A 17,198-nucleotide genomic window follows, 5' to 3' on the forward strand; every position below is an offset into this window, starting at 1 on the left:
GAGTTTGTAAAAGTGAAATCTGGCTGTAGCCGAATAAAATTTTGCGTGCTCAAATGATACAATAGTAGGTAATAGCATACATACATGAAATTTGATTTAAAAGGAAAAGACGCGGCAAGCAAGGCGAGAGCAGGAGTGATAACTACAGATCACGGAACGATTGAAACGCCTATTTTTATGCCTGTTGGAACGGTTGGAACCGTAAAAGGAGTACATCAACGTGAGTTGAAAGAAGACATCAATCCAGATATTATTTTAGGAAATACCTATCATTTATACTTACGTCCACAAACAGAAATTCTTGAAAAAGCTGGTGGATTGCACAAATTCATGAATTGGGATCGTAACATTTTAACCGATTCTGGTGGTTATCAAGTATATTCACTTTCGGCTAACCGAAAAATAAAAGAAGAAGGCGTAAAATTCAAATCACATATTGATGGTTCATACCATTTCTTTACACCTGAAAATGTAATGGAAATTCAACGTACAATCGGAGCTGATATTATTATGGCTTTTGACGAATGTACGCCGTACCCATGTGATTACAAGTATGCAAAACGTTCCATGCACATGACGCATCGTTGGTTGGATAGATGTATCAGTCATTTAGACAAATTACCTTTCAAATACGATTACAGTCAAGCATTTTTCCCAATAGTACAAGGAAGTACCTACAAAGACTTACGAAAGCAATCGGCAGAATTTATCGCTTCGCGAGAAGCCGTAGGAAACGCCATTGGAGGATTATCTGTTGGAGAACCTGCAGAAGAAATGTATGCCATGACAGATGTTGTATGTGAAATTCTTCCAGAAGACAAACCTCGTTATCTAATGGGCGTTGGAACACCAATAAATATCTTAGAAAATATTGCGTTGGGTGTGGATATGTTCGATTGTGTAATGCCAACTCGAAATGCACGTAACGGAATGTTATTTACAGCACACGGAAGCATTAATATCAAAAACAAAAAGTGGGAAGACGATTTTTCTGCAATTGATGAAATGGGCATTACGTTTGTTGATACAGAATATTCAAAAGCATATTTACGTCACTTATTCTCTGTAAATGAATTACTTGGGAAACAAATTGCAACCATTCACAACTTAGGATTCTATCTTTGGTTGACAAGAGAAGCAAGAAAACATATCTTAGCAGGAGATTTTAGAACGTGGAAAGATATGATGGTTAAACAAATGGATAAACGTCTATAATAGCACATGAAAATATTAGATTGGTATATAATTAAAAAATATCTATCAACATTCTCTGTAATGTTGTTGCTTTTTGTTCCTATCGGAATCATGGTTGATATTTCTGAAAACATTGACAAAATGTTAGCTTCAGAAGCTCCTGGTGGCGCTATTGTAGTGTATTACATAAACTTTGTCATATACTTTGCCAATCTGTTATTTCCAATATTCTTATTCCTTTCGGTAATTTGGTTTACATCAAAAATGGCAAATGATACGGAAATTATTGCCATCTTAAGTTCAGGTGTTTCATACTTACGTTTCTTGCGCCCATTCTTAATAGCGGCTTCCGTAGTAGCGGTCACTGCCTTTGTGATGGGAATGTTTATTGTTCCAAATGCAAGTAGAGGTTTTAATGAATTTCGATTTGAATACATAAAAAAGAATCGTAAAAAAGTACGAGACAATGCGTATATATACAAACAAGTATCTGACAACGACTTTGTATATTTGAAAGGATTTAATTTTGATCAAAAACGTGGCGACAATTTTACCTTAGAACATTTTGAAGACAATGTGTTGGAATACAAAATACAAGCACGTTCAATAAAATACAACGTAGAAGATAGCACATATACATTAAGAGGTTTCAAAAAACGTTTTATAGGTGCTATGAATGATAGTATATTAAGTCAAAGACGCGTTGACACCATCTTTCCTTTTGAAGTAGAAGATTTAACGCCGGTTACGTACATGGCTGAAACGTTAAACTATCAACAATTAGATAAATTCATAAAAAAAGAACGTTTGGCAGGTTCGCCTAATGTGAGCAAGCATTTACTTGTAAAATACAAACGTTGGAGCTTACCAATAACAGCTTTCATTTTAACCATTATTGCAGTAGCGGTATCATCTATGAAACGTAGAGGAGGAATGGGAATAAACTTAGCTTTTGGTATTTCCATAGCGTTCATCTACATATTTTTTGACAAAATTTTTGGAACCATGGCTGAAAAATCAGGTTTTTCTCCAATGTTAGCCGTTTGGGTTCCTAATATTGTCTTTGGGGTTTTAGCGCTATATTTGTTATACAATGCTAGGCGATAAACTTAAAAACTATTTACATCTACATCTATTAGTTTTCATTGCAGGATTTACAGCAATTCTGGGAAAACTAATCACAATAAAAGCAATTCCATTAGTCTGGTTTCGTATGATAATTGCTGGTGTCATCATGTTTGGGTTTATCAAAATTTCAAAAACTAAACTGAAAATTTCACTAAAAACCTTTTCAAAATTTGCCATTGCCGGAATTGTGGTGGCGTTGCATTGGATTACGTTTTTTGCCGCCATTGATGTTTCAAACATTTCTATTACGTTGGTTATGTTTTCTACAGGTGCATTCTTTGCATCATTTATAGAGCCAATTGTGTACAAACGTAAAATAATTTGGTATGAAATTATCTTTGGAATCATTGTTATAATTGGTGTTTCTATCATTATGAATAGTGAATTCAAATACATTAACGGAATCGTTTTGGGTGTTATTTCTGCATTTCTATCCTCATTATTTGCAGTCTTAAATGGTAAATTTTTAGAAAATCACAATGCTACAACTATTTCTTTCTACGAATTTATATGCGGTGTTGTATTTATATCAATCTACCTTATATTTGCAACTGACGGTTTTAGAAAAGAAGACTTTTTCCTATTAAGTACAAACGATTGGATATATATAAGTATTCTTGCTTCTATCTGTACGGCATATGCTTTTATTGCATCAACATATATTATGCACTATATTAGCCCGTACACAGTGGTACTAACCTATAATTTAGAAATAATATACGGAATTGTACTAGCACTATTATTATTTCCAATAGATGAAAAAATGACGCCAGGATTTTATTACGGAAGCTTGCTTGTAGTAGCAACTGTGTTGGCAAATGGAGTCATAAAAAACAAAAGGAAAAGAAAATCCGATGTTGGCATTGACGTTTCCTAAATTAAAGTTTTATATTTGTAAACTGAAACAACTAAACATACCCTCAAAAGCATGGAATATTTAGATTTTGAGCTACCTATAAAAGAATTAGAAGAGCAACTGACAAAGTGTGTCGCTATTGGACACGAAAGTGATATTGATGTCACGGAAACATGTCAGCAAATCGAGAAAAAATTAGCAATTGCCAAAAAAGATATTTATAAAAATCTAACAGCTTGGCAACGTGTGCAACTATCACGACATCCAAACAGACCTTATACGCTAGATTATATCAAAGCTTTATGTGGAGATTCATTTTTAGAATTGCACGGCGATCGAAATGTACAAGATGACAAAGCTATGATTGGTGGACTTGGTAAAATTGGAGATCAATCATACATGTTTATTGGTCAACAAAAAGGATACAACACCAAAACGCGTCAATACAGAAACTTCGGAATGGCAAATCCTGAAGGATATCGTAAAGCATTGCGCTTAATGAAATCCGCAGAAAAATTTGGAATTCCTGTAGTAACACTAATTGATACGCCAGGCGCATATCCAGGATTAGAAGCTGAAGAGCGTGGGCAAGGAGAAGCAATTGCACGTAACATTCTTGAAATGACGCGCTTAAAAGTGCCCATCATTACAGTAATTATTGGTGAAGGAGCTTCTGGTGGAGCATTAGGAATAGGTGTTGGAGACAGTGTATTAATGTTAGAAAACTCATGGTATTCTGTAATATCTCCAGAAAACTGTTCGTCAATTTTATGGCGTAGTTGGGAACACAAAGAAAAAGCCGCTGATGCGTTAAAACTAACAGCAACAGATGCAATGAAAATTAAAGTAATTGATGCTATCATCAAAGAACCACTTGGTGGAGCGCATACTGATAGAGAAGGAACTTTTATTGCTGTCAGAGATGCCATTGTTGCAAATTATGACAAACTAAAAAACTTATCACAAGTAGATTTGGTAAGTTCTCGCATGGATAAATATTCAAAAATGGGAGAATTTAAAGGATAAACCTATACTACAGAAGGAAATACGGAAATCCGAAGTTAACGCTTCGGATTTTTTTTCCGCTTATCAACAAAAAATCGTAACTTATTAACAATCGTACGTTAACGTTTCAAACGTTAATTTAACTCGCATACGTAAAAGTAATACCTACTTTCGCAGTCATGGAAAATGTAAACCCTAACCAAAAATATAAAACTGATAAAAGCAATTTAATAAGTCTTGAGAAAGGAAAATTGCCTCCACAAGCCATCGATTTAGAAGAAGTTGTACTTGGTGCAATGATGATAGATAAAAAAGGTGTGGATGAAGTAATTGATATCCTAAGTCCAGATGCTTTCTATAAAGAAGCGAATAAATTTGTTTTTGAAGCAATTTTTCAATTATTCGAAAATTCGGAACCAATTGACTTATTAACAGTTTCCTCTCAATTACGTAAAAACACTAAGCTCGATGTTGTTGGTGGCGATTTCTATTTAATATCACTTACGCAAAAAGTATCATCGTCTGCACATATTGAATTTCATGCACGTATCATTTTACAGAAATTCATTCAGCGTAGTTTGATAAAAATTTCCAACGAAATTATTGAAGATGCATATGATGAAACAACAGATGTATTTAGCTTATTAGACAAAGCAGAATCACGTTTGTATGAAGTAACGCAGGGAAACATTAAAAAATCTTCAGAAACTGCGCAGAGTTTGGTAATTCAAGCAAAGAAAAAAATTGAAGAAATTTCTAATAAAGAAGGGTTAAGTGGTATTCCAACAGGATTTACCCAATTAGACAAACTAACTTCAGGATGGCAACCAAGTGATTTAATTATTGTTGCGGCACGTCCTGGTATGGGAAAAACGGCCTTAACCTTATCAATGGCACGAAACATTGCTGTTGATCAAAATATTCCAGTAGCGTTTTTCTCGTTAGAGATGGCTTCTGTACAATTAATCACACGTTTAATATCATCAGAAACAGGTTTATCATCAGAAAAACTTCGAACTGGAAAACTAGCCAAACATGAATGGGAGCAACTAAACGTGAAAGTAAAAGGGCTAGAAAAAGCACCATTATTTATTGATGATACACCGTCACTTTCTATTTTCGATTTACGAGCTAAAGCACGTCGTTTGGCGTCGCAACACGGAATAAAAATGATTATGATTGATTACTTGCAGTTAATGACGGCAGGTGGAAGTCAAAAAGGAGGAAACCGTGAACAGGAAATATCTACCATTTCGCGTAACTTAAAAGCATTGGCAAAAGAATTAAACGTACCTGTAATTGCCTTATCACAATTATCTCGTGCGGTAGAAACACGTGGAGGAAGCAAACGACCGTTATTATCCGATTTACGTGAATCTGGAGCAATTGAGCAAGATGCGGATATTGTATCATTTATTTACCGTCCAGAATACTATAAAATTGAAGAATGGGATGATGAAGAACGTTCACCAACTGATGGGCAAGCAGAATTTATTGTCGCAAAACACAGAAATGGTGGTTTGGATAACATTCGATTAAAATTTATTGGACATTTAGGTAAGTTTGACAACTTAGAAACGTTTGATTCGCCATTTGAATTTCATTCAAAAATGAACGATGCCGCTAATGACGACACCTTTAAAACAGGAAATTTACCAAGTGCAGATGAAGCGTTTGGAAGTTCTATGAATGACGATTTCAATCCAGATGATAACGAAGTTCCATTTTAATATGTAAAACATAATAAATACGATCAAGTCTTTATTCTTTCAGCGTAAGCGGTCTAACATCTTTTATTTGTTATAGAAACCATAAAATTTTTCACATAGGTGTAATTTTTGCGTATCTTTCCCTTGTATAAAATGACAATGCAATTGAAAGTAAAAAATCGTATCATACTCGTTGTACTTTTACTGTTTTCAGTAAGTAGCTACGCATCATACATTCTTATTCCAATGGATGTAGATTCTCAAAAAGATCATCTAAAAGCATATGGAATTACCTATTGGTCGCTTGAAAAAAAGATCAAAGTAAAATGGTTGCTCAACTATCGTGGCGGATCATTTTTATTGCCAGCAATTGACGCTGTTGAGAAAGAATGTAAAATTAGAGGTGTTTCGTATGAAATACTTTCAGATTCTAAAACGGCCGCAATGTTAGCGGAAATAGCAAGTCCAAGTAAAAATCAAGAAGCGGTTATTTTGGAAAAAGCGCCAAAAGTTGCAGTATATTCTCCGAAAGGAAATGTTCCTTGGGACGATGCAGTAACAATGGTGTTAACGTATGCCGAAATTCCGTATGAAGTTGTATATGATGAAGAAGTGTTGGCAGATGGCTTGGTTCAATATGATTGGTTGCACTTGCATCATGAAGATTTTACAGGGCAATATGGTAAATTTTATGGAATGTATCGTTCGGCTCCTTGGTATATTCGTGAAAAGAAAGCGGCTGAAGAACTCGCCAAAAAACTTGGATATGACAAAGTATCAGAAGAAAAACGTGATGTTGCATTAAAAATTCGAGATTATGTAATTGGTGGCGGATTTATGTTTGCCATGTGTAGCGCAACGGATAGTTTTGACATTGCGCTTGCCGCAGAAGGTGTAGACATTTGTGAGCCAATGTTTGATGGAGATGTGTCGGATAGAAATTATCAAAACAAAATTGATTTCAGTAAAACATTCGCATTTACAGACTTTGAATTAGAAAGAAGTTCAACAAAATATGAATTTTCATCTATTGATATGACTGCTAAACGCCGAATTGCTAAAGATGCAGATTACTTCACGCTTATGGATTTTTCGGCAAAATGGGATCCAATTCCAACCATGTTATGTCAAAATCATACTGCTTTGGTAAAAGGTTTCATGGGACAAACGACAAGTTTTGATCGCTCTCAGATAAAACCATCAGTATTAATTTTAGGTGAAAACAGAACAAATGGTGAAGGCAGATACATTCACGGAATCAAAGGAAAAGGTTTCTTTACATTTTATGGCGGACACGATCCTGAAGATTATCAGCATAGAGTAGGAGATCCAAAAACGGAATTAGAACTGCATCCAAATTCTCCAGGCTATCGATTGATCTTAAACAACATTCTCTTTCCTGCGGCAAAAAAGAAGAAGCAGAAGACTTGATTTTTTTTGGTTTATAAAATACGTTTTCTCCTTTCTGAAATTTCACAAATCTTCACATTGAGTGAATTCTCGTCAAATTAATAACTTAAATATTTTTTGTGTACACAAATTAGTCAATTTAAGGAAGCATCTTTAGCATGTGTCAGTTGTAATAAGTAGCTTTAGTTCATTATTAATTTAAAAACACGTAACTATGTTAGAAAAATTTAAACAGTTTGCCATCTCAACATCAAGCTCTATTATGGGCGGCTTTACAGCTACGGATGATTTGTGGAAATGGCGAAAATAATTACGTATAAGTAATTATAAAACAGCACCTTAAACGAACTTCGGTTCGTTTTTTTTTATTTAAAATTCTATGTATTTAGAGGTGCATAAATCAGTCAATTTAGGGTAGCTTCTGTTTTAATTCTCACAATTTATAGGTTGCTTTGTTTCATTATTAATTAAAATCAGATTATATGAAAAAAAGCAAATTAAAGCATTTATCATTAAACAAAAAGGTCATATCAAAGCTTGATCTTTTAAACATGAAAGGAGGAGATATTGACAATTCATTCAATGAATGTATTCGAACACTTGATTTAAATGGTGTCAATATTTGTTTTGAAACGCTACAGAAAACCTGTGGAATAAGTATTGTGCGAACCTGCGTTACGCAAACAGTATTCCAAACATGTAGAGACTGCGTGTAGTATTTCAATTCATTAGGAATATAATAGATGTAAAAATCCTGACTTATTTTTATTGTATTGCCTAATAGCGGTTGAACAAATTAAAAAAAAATATTGATTGATGTATAAAAAAAATCCAACTCATGTGAGTTGGATTTTTTATAAGCGAAATATATATTATTATTTGACGATTTACTTTACTTTATCAACAATTGCTTTAAAAGCTTCTGGATGATTCATAGCTAAATCAGCTAAAACCTTACGGTTTAATTCGATGTCATTAGCTTTAACTTTCCCCATAAACTTAGAATAAGACAATCCATTTAGTCTAGCTCCCGCATTAATACGAGTTATCCATAATGCACGGAATGTTCTTTTCTTGTTTCTACGGTCTCTGTATGAGTAACTCATAGCTTTGTCAACCGCATTCTTTGCAACTGTCCAAACGTTTTTACGTCTTCCAAAGTAACCTTTGGCTTGTTTTAATACCTTTTTTCTTCGGGCTCTACGAGCAACCGCGTTTACTGATCTTGGCATACTTTTAAATGTGTTTTTGTAGTAGGCGACTCAATAATTTAGAATTTATAATTCAGAATTTTGAATTCTTTTGTTAGAGCCTAACTCCAGGGTTTATAAATTTGTTTTTAACCGAAAGAACGGATTACTTTAAACGTAATTGTTCTTTAATACTATTAACATCACTATCATGCACTAAAGCACTGTGAGTTAACGCTAGCTTACGCTTCTTAGACTTCTTAGTTAAGATGTGACTTTTGAAAGCGTGCTTTCTTTTAATTTTACCAGTTCCAGTAAGCTTAAAACGCTTCTTTGCGCTGGATTTTGTTTTCATTTTAGGCATAATTCCTAAGTTGTTTTAATACTTCGCTTATTATTTTTATTTCTTTTTTGGTGCGATGAACATAATCATTCGCTTTCCTTCTAATTTTGGCATTTGTTCCACTTTCCCTAGTTCTTCTAGTTCTTGTGCTAATCTTAACAGTAAGATTTGACCTTGATCTTTATAGATAATTGAACGCCCCTTGAAGAAAACATATGCCTTTAATTTTGATCCTTCTCGTAGGAACTTTTCAGCATGCTTCTTTTTGAACTCATAATCGTGATCATCAGTTTGCGGACCAAAACGAATCTCCTTAACAGTTACTTTCGTCGCCTTCGCTTTTAATGATTTTTCACGTTTCTTCTGTTCGTAAAGGAATTTCTTGTAATCCATTACTTTACAAACAGGTGGATTAGCTTTAGGTGAAATTTCCACCAAATCTAATTCTTGTTCTTCTGCTATGGCAAGTGCTTTTCTTGTTGGGTAAACACCAATTTCTACATTGTCTCCTACAAGCCTAACTTCAGGAGCATTGATTTTTCTGTTAATTCTGTGTGGATCTTCCTTGATTTCTCGTCTAGGAGCTCTACTTCTTTTTCTTCGTATTGCTATGGTTCTAAAATTTTAAGTTAAACATTAAATGGTTTCAAGCTATTATTTATTTCTTCTTTAACCATTTCTGCAAATGCTTCCATCGTTAAAGTTCCAATATCGCCAACTCCATGTCTTCGTACAGAAACTGTGCCATCTTTCTCTTCCTGCTCTCCAATGATCAGCATAAACGGCACTTTGCTCATTTCTGCTTCTCTAATCTTCTTCCCAACAGTTTCGTTTCTGTTATCTATTTGGGCGCGAATTTCGTGATTTTCTAACAAATTTAAAACTTTTTTCCCGTAATTCTCATATTTTTCACTGACAGGTAAAATATTTACTTGTTCAGTCATCAACCATAATGGGAAATTTCCGCCTGTATGTTCTAGTAAAATTGCAATGAATCGTTCCATACTTCCAAACGGTGCACGGTGAATCATAACTGGTCTATGTAGCTCATTATCACTTCCTTTATATGTCAGGTCGAAACGCTCGGGTAAATTATAATCAACCTGAATTGTTCCCAATTGCCAGCTTCTTCCAAGTGCATCTTTTACCATAAAATCTAATTTCGGTCCATAAAAAGCAGCTTCACCATATTCTATAATATAGTTTAATTCTTTCTCTTTTGCGGCATTTATGATAGCATTTTCTGCTTTTTCCCAATTTTCATCTGATCCAATATACTTTTCTGGCTTCTCAGGATCACGTAATGAAACCTGTGCTGTGAAATTATCAAATCCTAACGAACCAAAAACATACATTACCAAGTCAATCACATTTTTAAACTCTTGATCTAATTGGTCAGGTGTACAAAAAATATGTGCATCATCTTGTGTAAATCCTCGAACACGAGTCAATCCATGTAACTCTCCACTTTGTTCATAACGATAAACAGTTCCGAATTCTGCAAAACGTTTTGGTAAATCTTTATAACTAAATGGTTTTGCATTGTAAATTTCACAGTGATGCGGACAGTTCATTGGTTTCAACAAAAACTCTTCATCTTCTTTTGGCGTTGTAATTGCTTGAAAACTGTCGGCTCCATACTTTGCGTAATGTCCTGAAGTTACATATAGCTCTTTCTGTCCAATATGCGGGGAAATTACCATTTCATAACCAGCTTTCTGTTGTGCTTTCTTAAGAAAAGCTTCTAACTGACCACGTAAAGCAGCTCCTTTTGGCAACCACAACGGTAATCCTTGACCAACTTTTTGTGAAAAAGTAAACAACTCAAGTTCCTTCCCAAGTTTTCTATGATCACGTTTCTTAGCTTCTTCCAATAAATGTAAGTACTCTTTCAAATCCTTTTGTTTAGGAAAAGAAGTTCCGTAAATACGTGTCAACTGTTTATTATTCTCATCACCTTTATAATAAGCACCGGCAACACTCATAATTTTCACGGCTTTCACAATTCCTGTATTTGGAATATGTCCACCACGGCATAAATCTGTAAACGTATCATGATCGCAAAAAGTAATCGTTCCGTCTTCTAATCCTTCAACAAGTTCTACCTTATAATCATTTCTATCCTTATAATAAGCCAATGCTTCTTCTTTCGTTGCAGAGCGCATCGTAAAATCGTGCTTTCCTCTTGCAATATCAAGCATTTTATCTTCAATTGTCTTAAAGTCCTTATCGGTAATGGTGGTTTCGCCCATATCAACATCATAATAGAAACCATTATCAATAGCTGGACCAACCCACAACTTTGCATTTGGATACAATTCCAAAATAGCTTGTGCTAAAATATGTGCGGAAGAATGCCAAAAAGCTTTCTTTCCTTCGTCGTCTCTCCAGGTATACAAAACAAGGTCTCCATCTTGTGTAAGTGGAGTAGTGGTTTCTAAAACAACACCATTAAACTTTGCGGAAATGACATTTCGTGCAAAACCTTCACTAATATTCTTGGCAACATCCATTGGAGTTGCGCCCGAATCAAATTCTCTAACTGAGCCGTCTGGCAATGTAATTTTTATCATACAAAAATAAATATTAAGCTAGCAAAGATAATACGAACCAAAAACCTGTACAATATATATGTATACTATATTCAAAAAATATAATCAAAAGTTGAAAACAAAACTTCCGTATATTCCTCCTATTTGGTATGATAACAGGAACTTTGCATGAAAGTAATAGAGATTTTTTACAGAAATAAACATTGGTATGGTGTAGCAATCCCTAAAAATGATGAAAGAAGTGTACTCATAAAAAATCATATTCTTTCTAAGTGGTCAAATACATACAAACAGTGGCTGTTTCCTAAAAATGAACAAGTCAAAACGTTTTTAAAGTCTATTGCAAGACAATCAAAAAAAAAGATCACTTTTCTAATATTAAAAGGAAATAGGTTACGTATTACTTGTCATCCTACACAAAAAGGCATAGAATATATAAAATCACTAAGCTATTATCATTACAATACAACATACAAACATTGGACAATCCCATATACAGAAACGAATGTTGATAAATTAGAATCACTGTTGAAGGATTATTTTCTGATTGACTATGTAGACAAAAGAAAAACAAAACCTAAGGAATCTGTAAAGTCAAATATATTAGAAGAACACCACCGAAAATGTCCTAGTAGCGCTATCGATAAATTAAAAGCACTGCGGTATAGTAACTCTACAATCAAAATATATTCAAATTTTTTGTCCATATTCTTCACGTACCATTATGCCTATCAACCTCAGGAGATTACAAATGAAATGATTAAATCATATTTAAGGTATTTAATTCAAGAAAGAGAAATTAGTGAATCTTATCAAAATCAAATGATCAATGCGATAAAGTTTTATTATGAAAAAGTATTAGGAGGAAAGCAGCATACTTATTTTATAGATCGTCCAAAAAAAAGTAAACCATTAGCAATCGTTTTATCACAAAAAGAGACTATTTCATTACTTAAAACAGTTTCTAATTTAAAACATAAAACCACATTAACCGTAATTTATAGTTGTGGACTCAGGGTAAGCGAACTTATTAATTTAAAGTTATCATCCATAGATTTAGAGCAAAAGAAAATACATATCGTGGCTGGTAAAGGAAAAAAAGATCGTTATGTTACTATCGCTGAAAGAACTATGAAGTTAATCGTAATTTATTGCAAAAAATATGTTCCAGAAGAATATCTAGTAGAAGGTCAAAAAGGAGGAAAATATACAGCTTCTAGCATCCGAAAGTTTCTAACTAAATATTGTCTCGCTGCTAGAATAACTAAAAAAGTTACACCACATACACTACGACACAGTTTTGCCACACATTTACTTGAAAAAGGGATTAGTTTACGCTACATACAATATATATTAGGACATCAAAGTTCCAAAACAACCGAAATCTATACGCATATTACACATACAGGTATAGAAAACATAAAAAACCCGTTAGATGATTTTGATTTTAATTAAGATTCATATAACTTTAAAAATAACTAATTCTAGAAAATAAAATAGGTTTGGTTATAAGAGAAATAACAGGAACTTTTAGTAAAAGTTCCGTATATACATACGTTAGCAACAAGCTGAAAAAATAAGATTATTAGAGCTAAAAATGGCGCTTAGAGAATTAAAAAAGGAATTAAACCGAATGGACAAAACTGAAATCATTAAGCTGATTTTGGAGATGTATAAAAAAGTCCCTGATGCAAAAAACTACTTAGAAATATTCTCAACAGGTGATATTAAAAAACTAGCAGAAAAATATAAAAAAGAAATTGAAAGATATATTTATCCAAATGGGAGAAATATGGATTTACGCGAAACTGAAGCTCGAAAAATAATTCGCACAGTTCGCAAAATGAATATTACTGAACTGAATATTGAGTTGGAATTACATTACGTAAGCTGTTGCTTAAAAATTATTGACGATTTTGGATATTCGGACGAGAGTTATTACCTCGCAATGGGGAAAATGTTTGATAATGCAATAAGCGGAATTCATAAACAGGGTTTTGAGGAAAAGTATTTTGAGCTAATTAAAAGTTTGTCTAATAAAGCAAGTGAATTCGGAATAGAACTTGAATATTAGATGGAATAAAGCCAGCTGCTAACAGTGTATAAAAAACATAGGGCATTTGTGGCTTAACCGAAAGGTCTGGGTTTATTAACAAAGTCCGCTAAATATAAAATTTGGCGTTTATAGTAGAAAAGATAAAAGCAAAATATTTATATTTAGCTAAGTAATAAACCGAAACGAAAGTGCTTATCACCTGCCCTACGTTTCTTATACGAGACGTTGCCAACAATTTGAGAAAAACGATACACATATTAATTCTTCTGACATTTGGACTGAATTTATCAGCTCAAGAAGTCATAATTAATTCGGAAATAAAAATAGATTCGACTGAATTGAAAATCACTCAATCGGATTTTGAATATCTTGCATTCAGTACACTTGACAACAGAAAAACAGATTCCTTGATTGTGACAATCGGAAATGTTGGAACAAGCGTAACTGCGATAAAAATTGACTTAACCGAAAAGAAAAAACCAAAGGTTAGACTCACTCTTTGGTCAGATTATGGAGAATATGATGGAAAAAACACGCTGGAGGTGGAACTGGAATATTATGAATTGGAACTAAATGCAACTGAATTCAAAAAAGGCGACCGAATTATGGGACAAGTAAAAGGAAAATCAAAATTGATTCCTAATAATTCAGATGGTTACCAAATCGAATTTGAGGGAAAATTTAACCATATCATTGGAAAATTAATGATTAAGAAAAAAGCGGAACATAGCTTTCGAATAATCGACAACGAATAAAAACTGTTGGCAACACCGTGTATAATTAATTGCTTTGGTCGTTGCTTATTTGGAAAATTCCTTCGGAATTTTCTCGCGTTTGTTTTTGTTTACTAAATTAGTTGCTTAAACGCGCAACTAACCATACACAACAACGTTGTAAAACATACTAAAAAAACATTGTGAGTAAAATTACAAAATCGGACATATTATATTTATTTGATAATTTATGGCCAGTTATGCCTTATGCTCAAGAACATAAACGGAATTGTTTAGCGCAAATAAAACCAATTGAAAATTATTTCGCAAAATATCCGCTGAATGAAAATCATAACGAATTATTAAACGGACTTGACTCACTTGACGGAATTGGATTGACAATTGCGAGCGGATTAATTTGGTCTGCAAATCGAAAAACCAGAGTGCCATTCGATAAATACACAACAACTTATGCGCTCGAATTAAAACTGATAAGAACTGAAAAAATATCGACTGATTATATTGGGATTTGTGAAATTATAAAAGAACATTGTGAAGGAATGGAATTTGAAGACGGAAGTGAATACCAAATTGAAGATTTCGTGCGGGATGCGATGACGGAAATGGAAGACAAAGACTATCTGATTGAACCAAAATAACGCGGAAAGTACGTTTTACAACAACGTATATAGCTTATAGCTAATCAGTTGCTTAATCGAAGTTAAGACATATTTGCAAGTCCGCCAAATTTTTTAATTTGGCTTATTGAGAAAAATTAATAAGAAAAATAAAAAAAATTGGCTCGTGCTTAATCCGAAAATAATTTCATAATTTGCACGCTACGAGCCATATACAAGACCGTTATATATAATTCAAAAAAAGAATCGGAGACATCCGTTAGAAAAGAGATTTTGGAACGACTTTATGTAGTTTTTAAAAACAATAGATTTTCATTTAAGTTTTTGTCAGTTACACTGTGAAAGACAGTTCTTTCAAACATTGTTAATGTACTCAAAAACTTGAATTAAGGTAGTGGATTTATTTGACAAAATCAACTCCTTATAAAAAAACTATATAAAATCTAAAGTTATAAGTACTAAAAAAGGCACGCCTTATACAAATATAAAGCGCATCCTTTTTTTCATTTCAAACGGATTTTAATGCTCATTTGGGCTCTTTTTTGAACTCCTGTTTTTTACTTGAATTTAAGTTGTATTTTAGTTCAATAAAGAACGCAAAAAACATATATATAACATTGTGTAAATCTGCATTAAAACGCAGTTTACACTTAACGTTGTAGTGCATTTGAAAACAAAAAAATGAAAGTTATACATTGGACACCAAAAGAAAATAAAAGTCAGATTTTAGAAAAAGGAATTCTAATATCTGATACTTGGATTTCTTGTTCAATTCTTACGCCTTTTAAAAACTTAAATCGTTGGTGGCTGGACTTTTTATTAAACGACACTGAATATATCGGAATCATATTTGAACTAGAAAAAAATGATTTTCCTTTAATTCACAGTCATTGGTGTATTGATACTCATACAGAATATGATGATGATTTTGAAGTCATATCGAAAAAAAGATATAATCTGAATGAAATATTGTCTAACAATCCAAAATCCGTATTTGCCGATTTAAAAAAACTAAAGCGTGATTACGAACAGACAATAGTTTGGCGAATAGGGAATACGATAGATGACTCTAATTATTTAGATAAAGACGGAATTTATAAATCAGATGACAAAAAAATAATTGAATCAGGATTAAAGTTGATAAAATCGAACCCCAAAAAGGCGGAAAAGGACTTTTTTGACAATCCTGACTTTATGGAATTTGTCTTTGAAGACTATGAGATTCTCTTATTCAAAAATGTAGAGCCAAACAGAATTGAGAAAGTGATTCAAGCGAATACAAATTATTCGTATAATGACTTAATGAATGAAATAAAAACGCACTACAACACGGTGTATAAAACATAGCTAATAAGTGCTTAGCCGAAAGGTTTGTGCTTGTTTATAAAGACCGCCAAATTTTTAATTTGGCTTTTAAAAAGAGAAAAATTAAAAACAAAATATAAAAATTTGGCTCTGTGTTAACCCGAAAATTTAGTGTCTTTTTGCACGCTACGTTCCATACACAAGTCCGTTATCCAACATTTGATAAAAAAATTGAACATTACACTTCAAAATATAAATTGGACTAAAAAAAGCGGAATTTTAATAATCGGAATTTGCTTAAGTGCAATGCTTTTAAAATATTTAGTGCAACCATACAGAGGAACTTGGATTTACCAATATGGAAGTATGATTTCCTTACTTGTTTTTTATGGTGGAATCTTATGGTCATTAATAAACACAATACTTTTGATTTCAAAACATAAATCCGAACTGAAAAATAATCTGATTTGGATTTTTTTAAGTGCTATCCCATTTTTATACATTGGAATAATGATGACAATTGCAATGAATCAAACTATTGATTAAATGAATATAAGTTTTGACCTTGACAGTACATTAATTCCAAACGGAATGGAGTTTGAAACTGAAAACAGAAGCGGAATTGCAAAACTGTTCGGAATTGAGGAAATACGAAAAGGAACGTCCGAATTAATTTTGGACTTGCAAAATAAAGGACATAAAATTCATATTTATACAACATCATTTAGAACTAAAAGAAAAATACGATTGACTTTAAAATATTACGGAATAAAAGTCAGCCGAATTGTAAACGAAAAAGAAAATCGAAAAGTTTTAAAATCTCGGAATATTAACTCATCCAAGTTTCCACCAGCATTTGATTTTGACTTACATATTGACGATTTAAAAGGTGTTGGAATCGAGAGTGAAAGATTAAATTTTAAAGCAATTATTGTCGAACCGACTGATAAAAATTGGATTGAAAAAATAAAAAGCGGAATAAAAAACGTTGGGTAACACAGTATATAAAAAATTGCTAGTTTTACCTAAACCAATGTTAGTTGCTCGTTTGCTAGCTTCTGATTTTCCTTCGGAAAATCCTCGCACACAAACACGCAAC

General features: G+C 33.0%; 18 protein-coding genes. 14 read left to right on the forward strand and 4 right to left on the reverse strand.

Annotated elements, in window-relative coordinates; genetic code table 11:
- Window positions 1-84 precede the first annotated feature (84 nt).
- From tgt to ACQ654_RS24310, 7 genes are all read left to right on the forward strand, one after another.
- Window positions 85-1,215: a tRNA guanosine(34) transglycosylase Tgt gene (gene tgt, locus ACQ654_RS24280; RefSeq protein WP_430412930.1), complete on the forward strand. Its 1,131-nt coding sequence runs from the start codon at window positions 85-87 to the stop codon at window positions 1,213-1,215.
- 6 nt (window positions 1,216-1,221) lie between these two features.
- Complete coding sequence (locus tag ACQ654_RS24285) at window positions 1,222-2,301, forward strand: LptF/LptG family permease (protein ID WP_430412931.1); 1,080 nt, start codon at window positions 1,222-1,224, stop codon at window positions 2,299-2,301.
- A complete protein-coding gene (locus tag ACQ654_RS24290; protein WP_430412932.1) occupies window positions 2,288-3,199 on the forward strand; it encodes a DMT family transporter in 912 nt (303 codons plus the stop codon). Before ACQ654_RS24285 ends, ACQ654_RS24290 begins: the two co-directional genes overlap by 14 nt.
- 51 nt (window positions 3,200-3,250) lie before the next feature.
- Entirely contained in the window at window positions 3,251-4,204 is a 954-nt protein-coding gene (locus ACQ654_RS24295; RefSeq protein WP_430412933.1) for an acetyl-CoA carboxylase carboxyltransferase subunit alpha, read from the forward strand.
- 158 nt (window positions 4,205-4,362) lie between these two features.
- Window positions 4,363-5,913 (forward strand): replicative DNA helicase, encoded by a 1,551-nt coding sequence (gene dnaB, locus ACQ654_RS24300; RefSeq protein WP_430412934.1) that lies wholly within the window; start codon window positions 4,363-4,365, stop codon window positions 5,911-5,913.
- A gap of 138 nt (window positions 5,914-6,051) precedes the next feature.
- Window positions 6,052-7,323 carry an asparagine synthetase B gene (locus ACQ654_RS24305; protein ID WP_430412935.1) on the forward strand — a complete coding sequence of 424 codons (1,272 nt, stop codon included), beginning with the start codon at window positions 6,052-6,054 and terminating at the stop codon, window positions 7,321-7,323.
- A gap of 461 nt (window positions 7,324-7,784) precedes the next feature.
- The gene (locus ACQ654_RS24310; protein WP_430412936.1) at window positions 7,785-8,018 is read left to right on the forward strand and encodes a hypothetical protein; all 234 of its coding nucleotides are present in this window, start codon (window positions 7,785-7,787) and stop codon (window positions 8,016-8,018) included.
- A 171-nt stretch (window positions 8,019-8,189) separates the two neighbouring features.
- Here ACQ654_RS24310 and rplT read toward each other — a convergent pair whose 3' ends face one another.
- The 4 genes from rplT to thrS all read right to left on the reverse strand — a co-directional run bounded on the left by rplT (window position 8,190) and on the right by thrS (window position 11,408).
- A complete protein-coding gene (rplT, locus tag ACQ654_RS24315; protein WP_430412937.1) occupies window positions 8,190-8,534 on the reverse strand; it encodes a 50S ribosomal protein L20 in 345 nt (114 codons plus the stop codon).
- Between the two features lie 124 nt (window positions 8,535-8,658).
- On the reverse strand, window positions 8,659-8,856 hold the full coding sequence (gene rpmI / locus ACQ654_RS24320; RefSeq protein WP_430412938.1) for a 50S ribosomal protein L35: 198 nt from the start codon (window positions 8,854-8,856) through the stop codon (window positions 8,659-8,661).
- A gap of 36 nt (window positions 8,857-8,892) precedes the next feature.
- A complete protein-coding gene (gene infC / locus ACQ654_RS24325) occupies window positions 8,893-9,405 on the reverse strand; it encodes a translation initiation factor IF-3 (RefSeq protein WP_430413052.1) in 513 nt (170 codons plus the stop codon).
- Between the two features lie 59 nt (window positions 9,406-9,464).
- Window positions 9,465-11,408: a threonine--tRNA ligase gene (gene thrS / locus ACQ654_RS24330; RefSeq protein WP_430412939.1), complete on the reverse strand. Its 1,944-nt coding sequence runs from the start codon at window positions 11,406-11,408 to the stop codon at window positions 9,465-9,467.
- A gap of 147 nt (window positions 11,409-11,555) precedes the next feature.
- Here thrS and ACQ654_RS24335 point away from each other — a divergent pair, with 147 nt between their 5' ends.
- The 7 genes from ACQ654_RS24335 to ACQ654_RS24365 all read left to right on the forward strand — a co-directional run bounded on the left by ACQ654_RS24335 (window position 11,556) and on the right by ACQ654_RS24365 (window position 17,095).
- The gene (locus ACQ654_RS24335) at window positions 11,556-12,842 is read left to right on the forward strand and encodes a tyrosine-type recombinase/integrase (protein WP_430412940.1); all 1,287 of its coding nucleotides are present in this window, start codon (window positions 11,556-11,558) and stop codon (window positions 12,840-12,842) included.
- Between the two features lie 142 nt (window positions 12,843-12,984).
- Window positions 12,985-13,461 (forward strand): DUF6155 family protein, encoded by a 477-nt coding sequence (locus ACQ654_RS24340; RefSeq protein ID WP_430412941.1) that lies wholly within the window; start codon window positions 12,985-12,987, stop codon window positions 13,459-13,461.
- 170 nt (window positions 13,462-13,631) lie between these two features.
- The gene (locus tag ACQ654_RS24345) at window positions 13,632-14,198 is read left to right on the forward strand and encodes a hypothetical protein (protein ID WP_430412942.1); all 567 of its coding nucleotides are present in this window, start codon (window positions 13,632-13,634) and stop codon (window positions 14,196-14,198) included.
- A 161-nt stretch (window positions 14,199-14,359) separates the two neighbouring features.
- A complete protein-coding gene (locus tag ACQ654_RS24350; RefSeq protein WP_430412943.1) occupies window positions 14,360-14,815 on the forward strand; it encodes a hypothetical protein in 456 nt (151 codons plus the stop codon).
- A 660-nt stretch (window positions 14,816-15,475) separates the two neighbouring features.
- Window positions 15,476-16,141: a hypothetical protein gene (locus ACQ654_RS24355; RefSeq protein ID WP_430412944.1), complete on the forward strand. Its 666-nt coding sequence runs from the start codon at window positions 15,476-15,478 to the stop codon at window positions 16,139-16,141.
- 189 nt (window positions 16,142-16,330) lie between these two features.
- Window positions 16,331-16,645, forward strand: a complete 315-nt coding sequence (locus ACQ654_RS24360) for a hypothetical protein (protein ID WP_430412945.1) — start codon at window positions 16,331-16,333, stop codon at window positions 16,643-16,645.
- A complete protein-coding gene (locus ACQ654_RS24365) occupies window positions 16,646-17,095 on the forward strand; it encodes an HAD family hydrolase (RefSeq protein WP_430412946.1) in 450 nt (149 codons plus the stop codon).
- Window positions 17,096-17,198: the final 103 nt, after the last annotated feature.

The sequence above is a fragment of the Kordia sp. genome (assembly GCF_965283645.1).
Lineage (GTDB): Bacteria > Bacteroidota > Bacteroidia > Flavobacteriales > Flavobacteriaceae > Kordia.

Coding starts and splice junctions, on each gene's coding strand:
- tgt (WP_430412930.1), top strand. CDS start 85: ATGAAATTTGATTTAAAAGGAAAAGACGCGGCAAGCAAGGCGAGAGCA.
- ACQ654_RS24285 (WP_430412931.1), top strand. CDS start 1,222: ATGAAAATATTAGATTGGTATATAATTAAAAAATATCTATCAACATTC.
- ACQ654_RS24290 (WP_430412932.1), top strand. CDS start 2,288: ATGCTAGGCGATAAACTTAAAAACTATTTACATCTACATCTATTAGTT.
- ACQ654_RS24295 (WP_430412933.1), top strand. CDS start 3,251: ATGGAATATTTAGATTTTGAGCTACCTATAAAAGAATTAGAAGAGCAA.
- dnaB (WP_430412934.1), top strand. CDS start 4,363: ATGGAAAATGTAAACCCTAACCAAAAATATAAAACTGATAAAAGCAAT.
- ACQ654_RS24305 (WP_430412935.1), top strand. CDS start 6,052: ATGCAATTGAAAGTAAAAAATCGTATCATACTCGTTGTACTTTTACTG.
- ACQ654_RS24310 (WP_430412936.1), top strand. CDS start 7,785: ATGAAAAAAAGCAAATTAAAGCATTTATCATTAAACAAAAAGGTCATA.
- rplT (WP_430412937.1), bottom strand. CDS start 8,534: ATGCCAAGATCAGTAAACGCGGTTGCTCGTAGAGCCCGAAGAAAAAAG.
- rpmI (WP_430412938.1), bottom strand. CDS start 8,856: ATGCCTAAAATGAAAACAAAATCCAGCGCAAAGAAGCGTTTTAAGCTT.
- thrS (WP_430412939.1), bottom strand. CDS start 11,408: ATGATAAAAATTACATTGCCAGACGGCTCAGTTAGAGAATTTGATTCG.
- ACQ654_RS24335 (WP_430412940.1), top strand. CDS start 11,556: ATGAAAGTAATAGAGATTTTTTACAGAAATAAACATTGGTATGGTGTA.
- ACQ654_RS24340 (WP_430412941.1), top strand. CDS start 12,985: ATGGCGCTTAGAGAATTAAAAAAGGAATTAAACCGAATGGACAAAACT.
- ACQ654_RS24355 (WP_430412944.1), top strand. CDS start 15,476: ATGAAAGTTATACATTGGACACCAAAAGAAAATAAAAGTCAGATTTTA.
- ACQ654_RS24365 (WP_430412946.1), top strand. CDS start 16,646: ATGAATATAAGTTTTGACCTTGACAGTACATTAATTCCAAACGGAATG.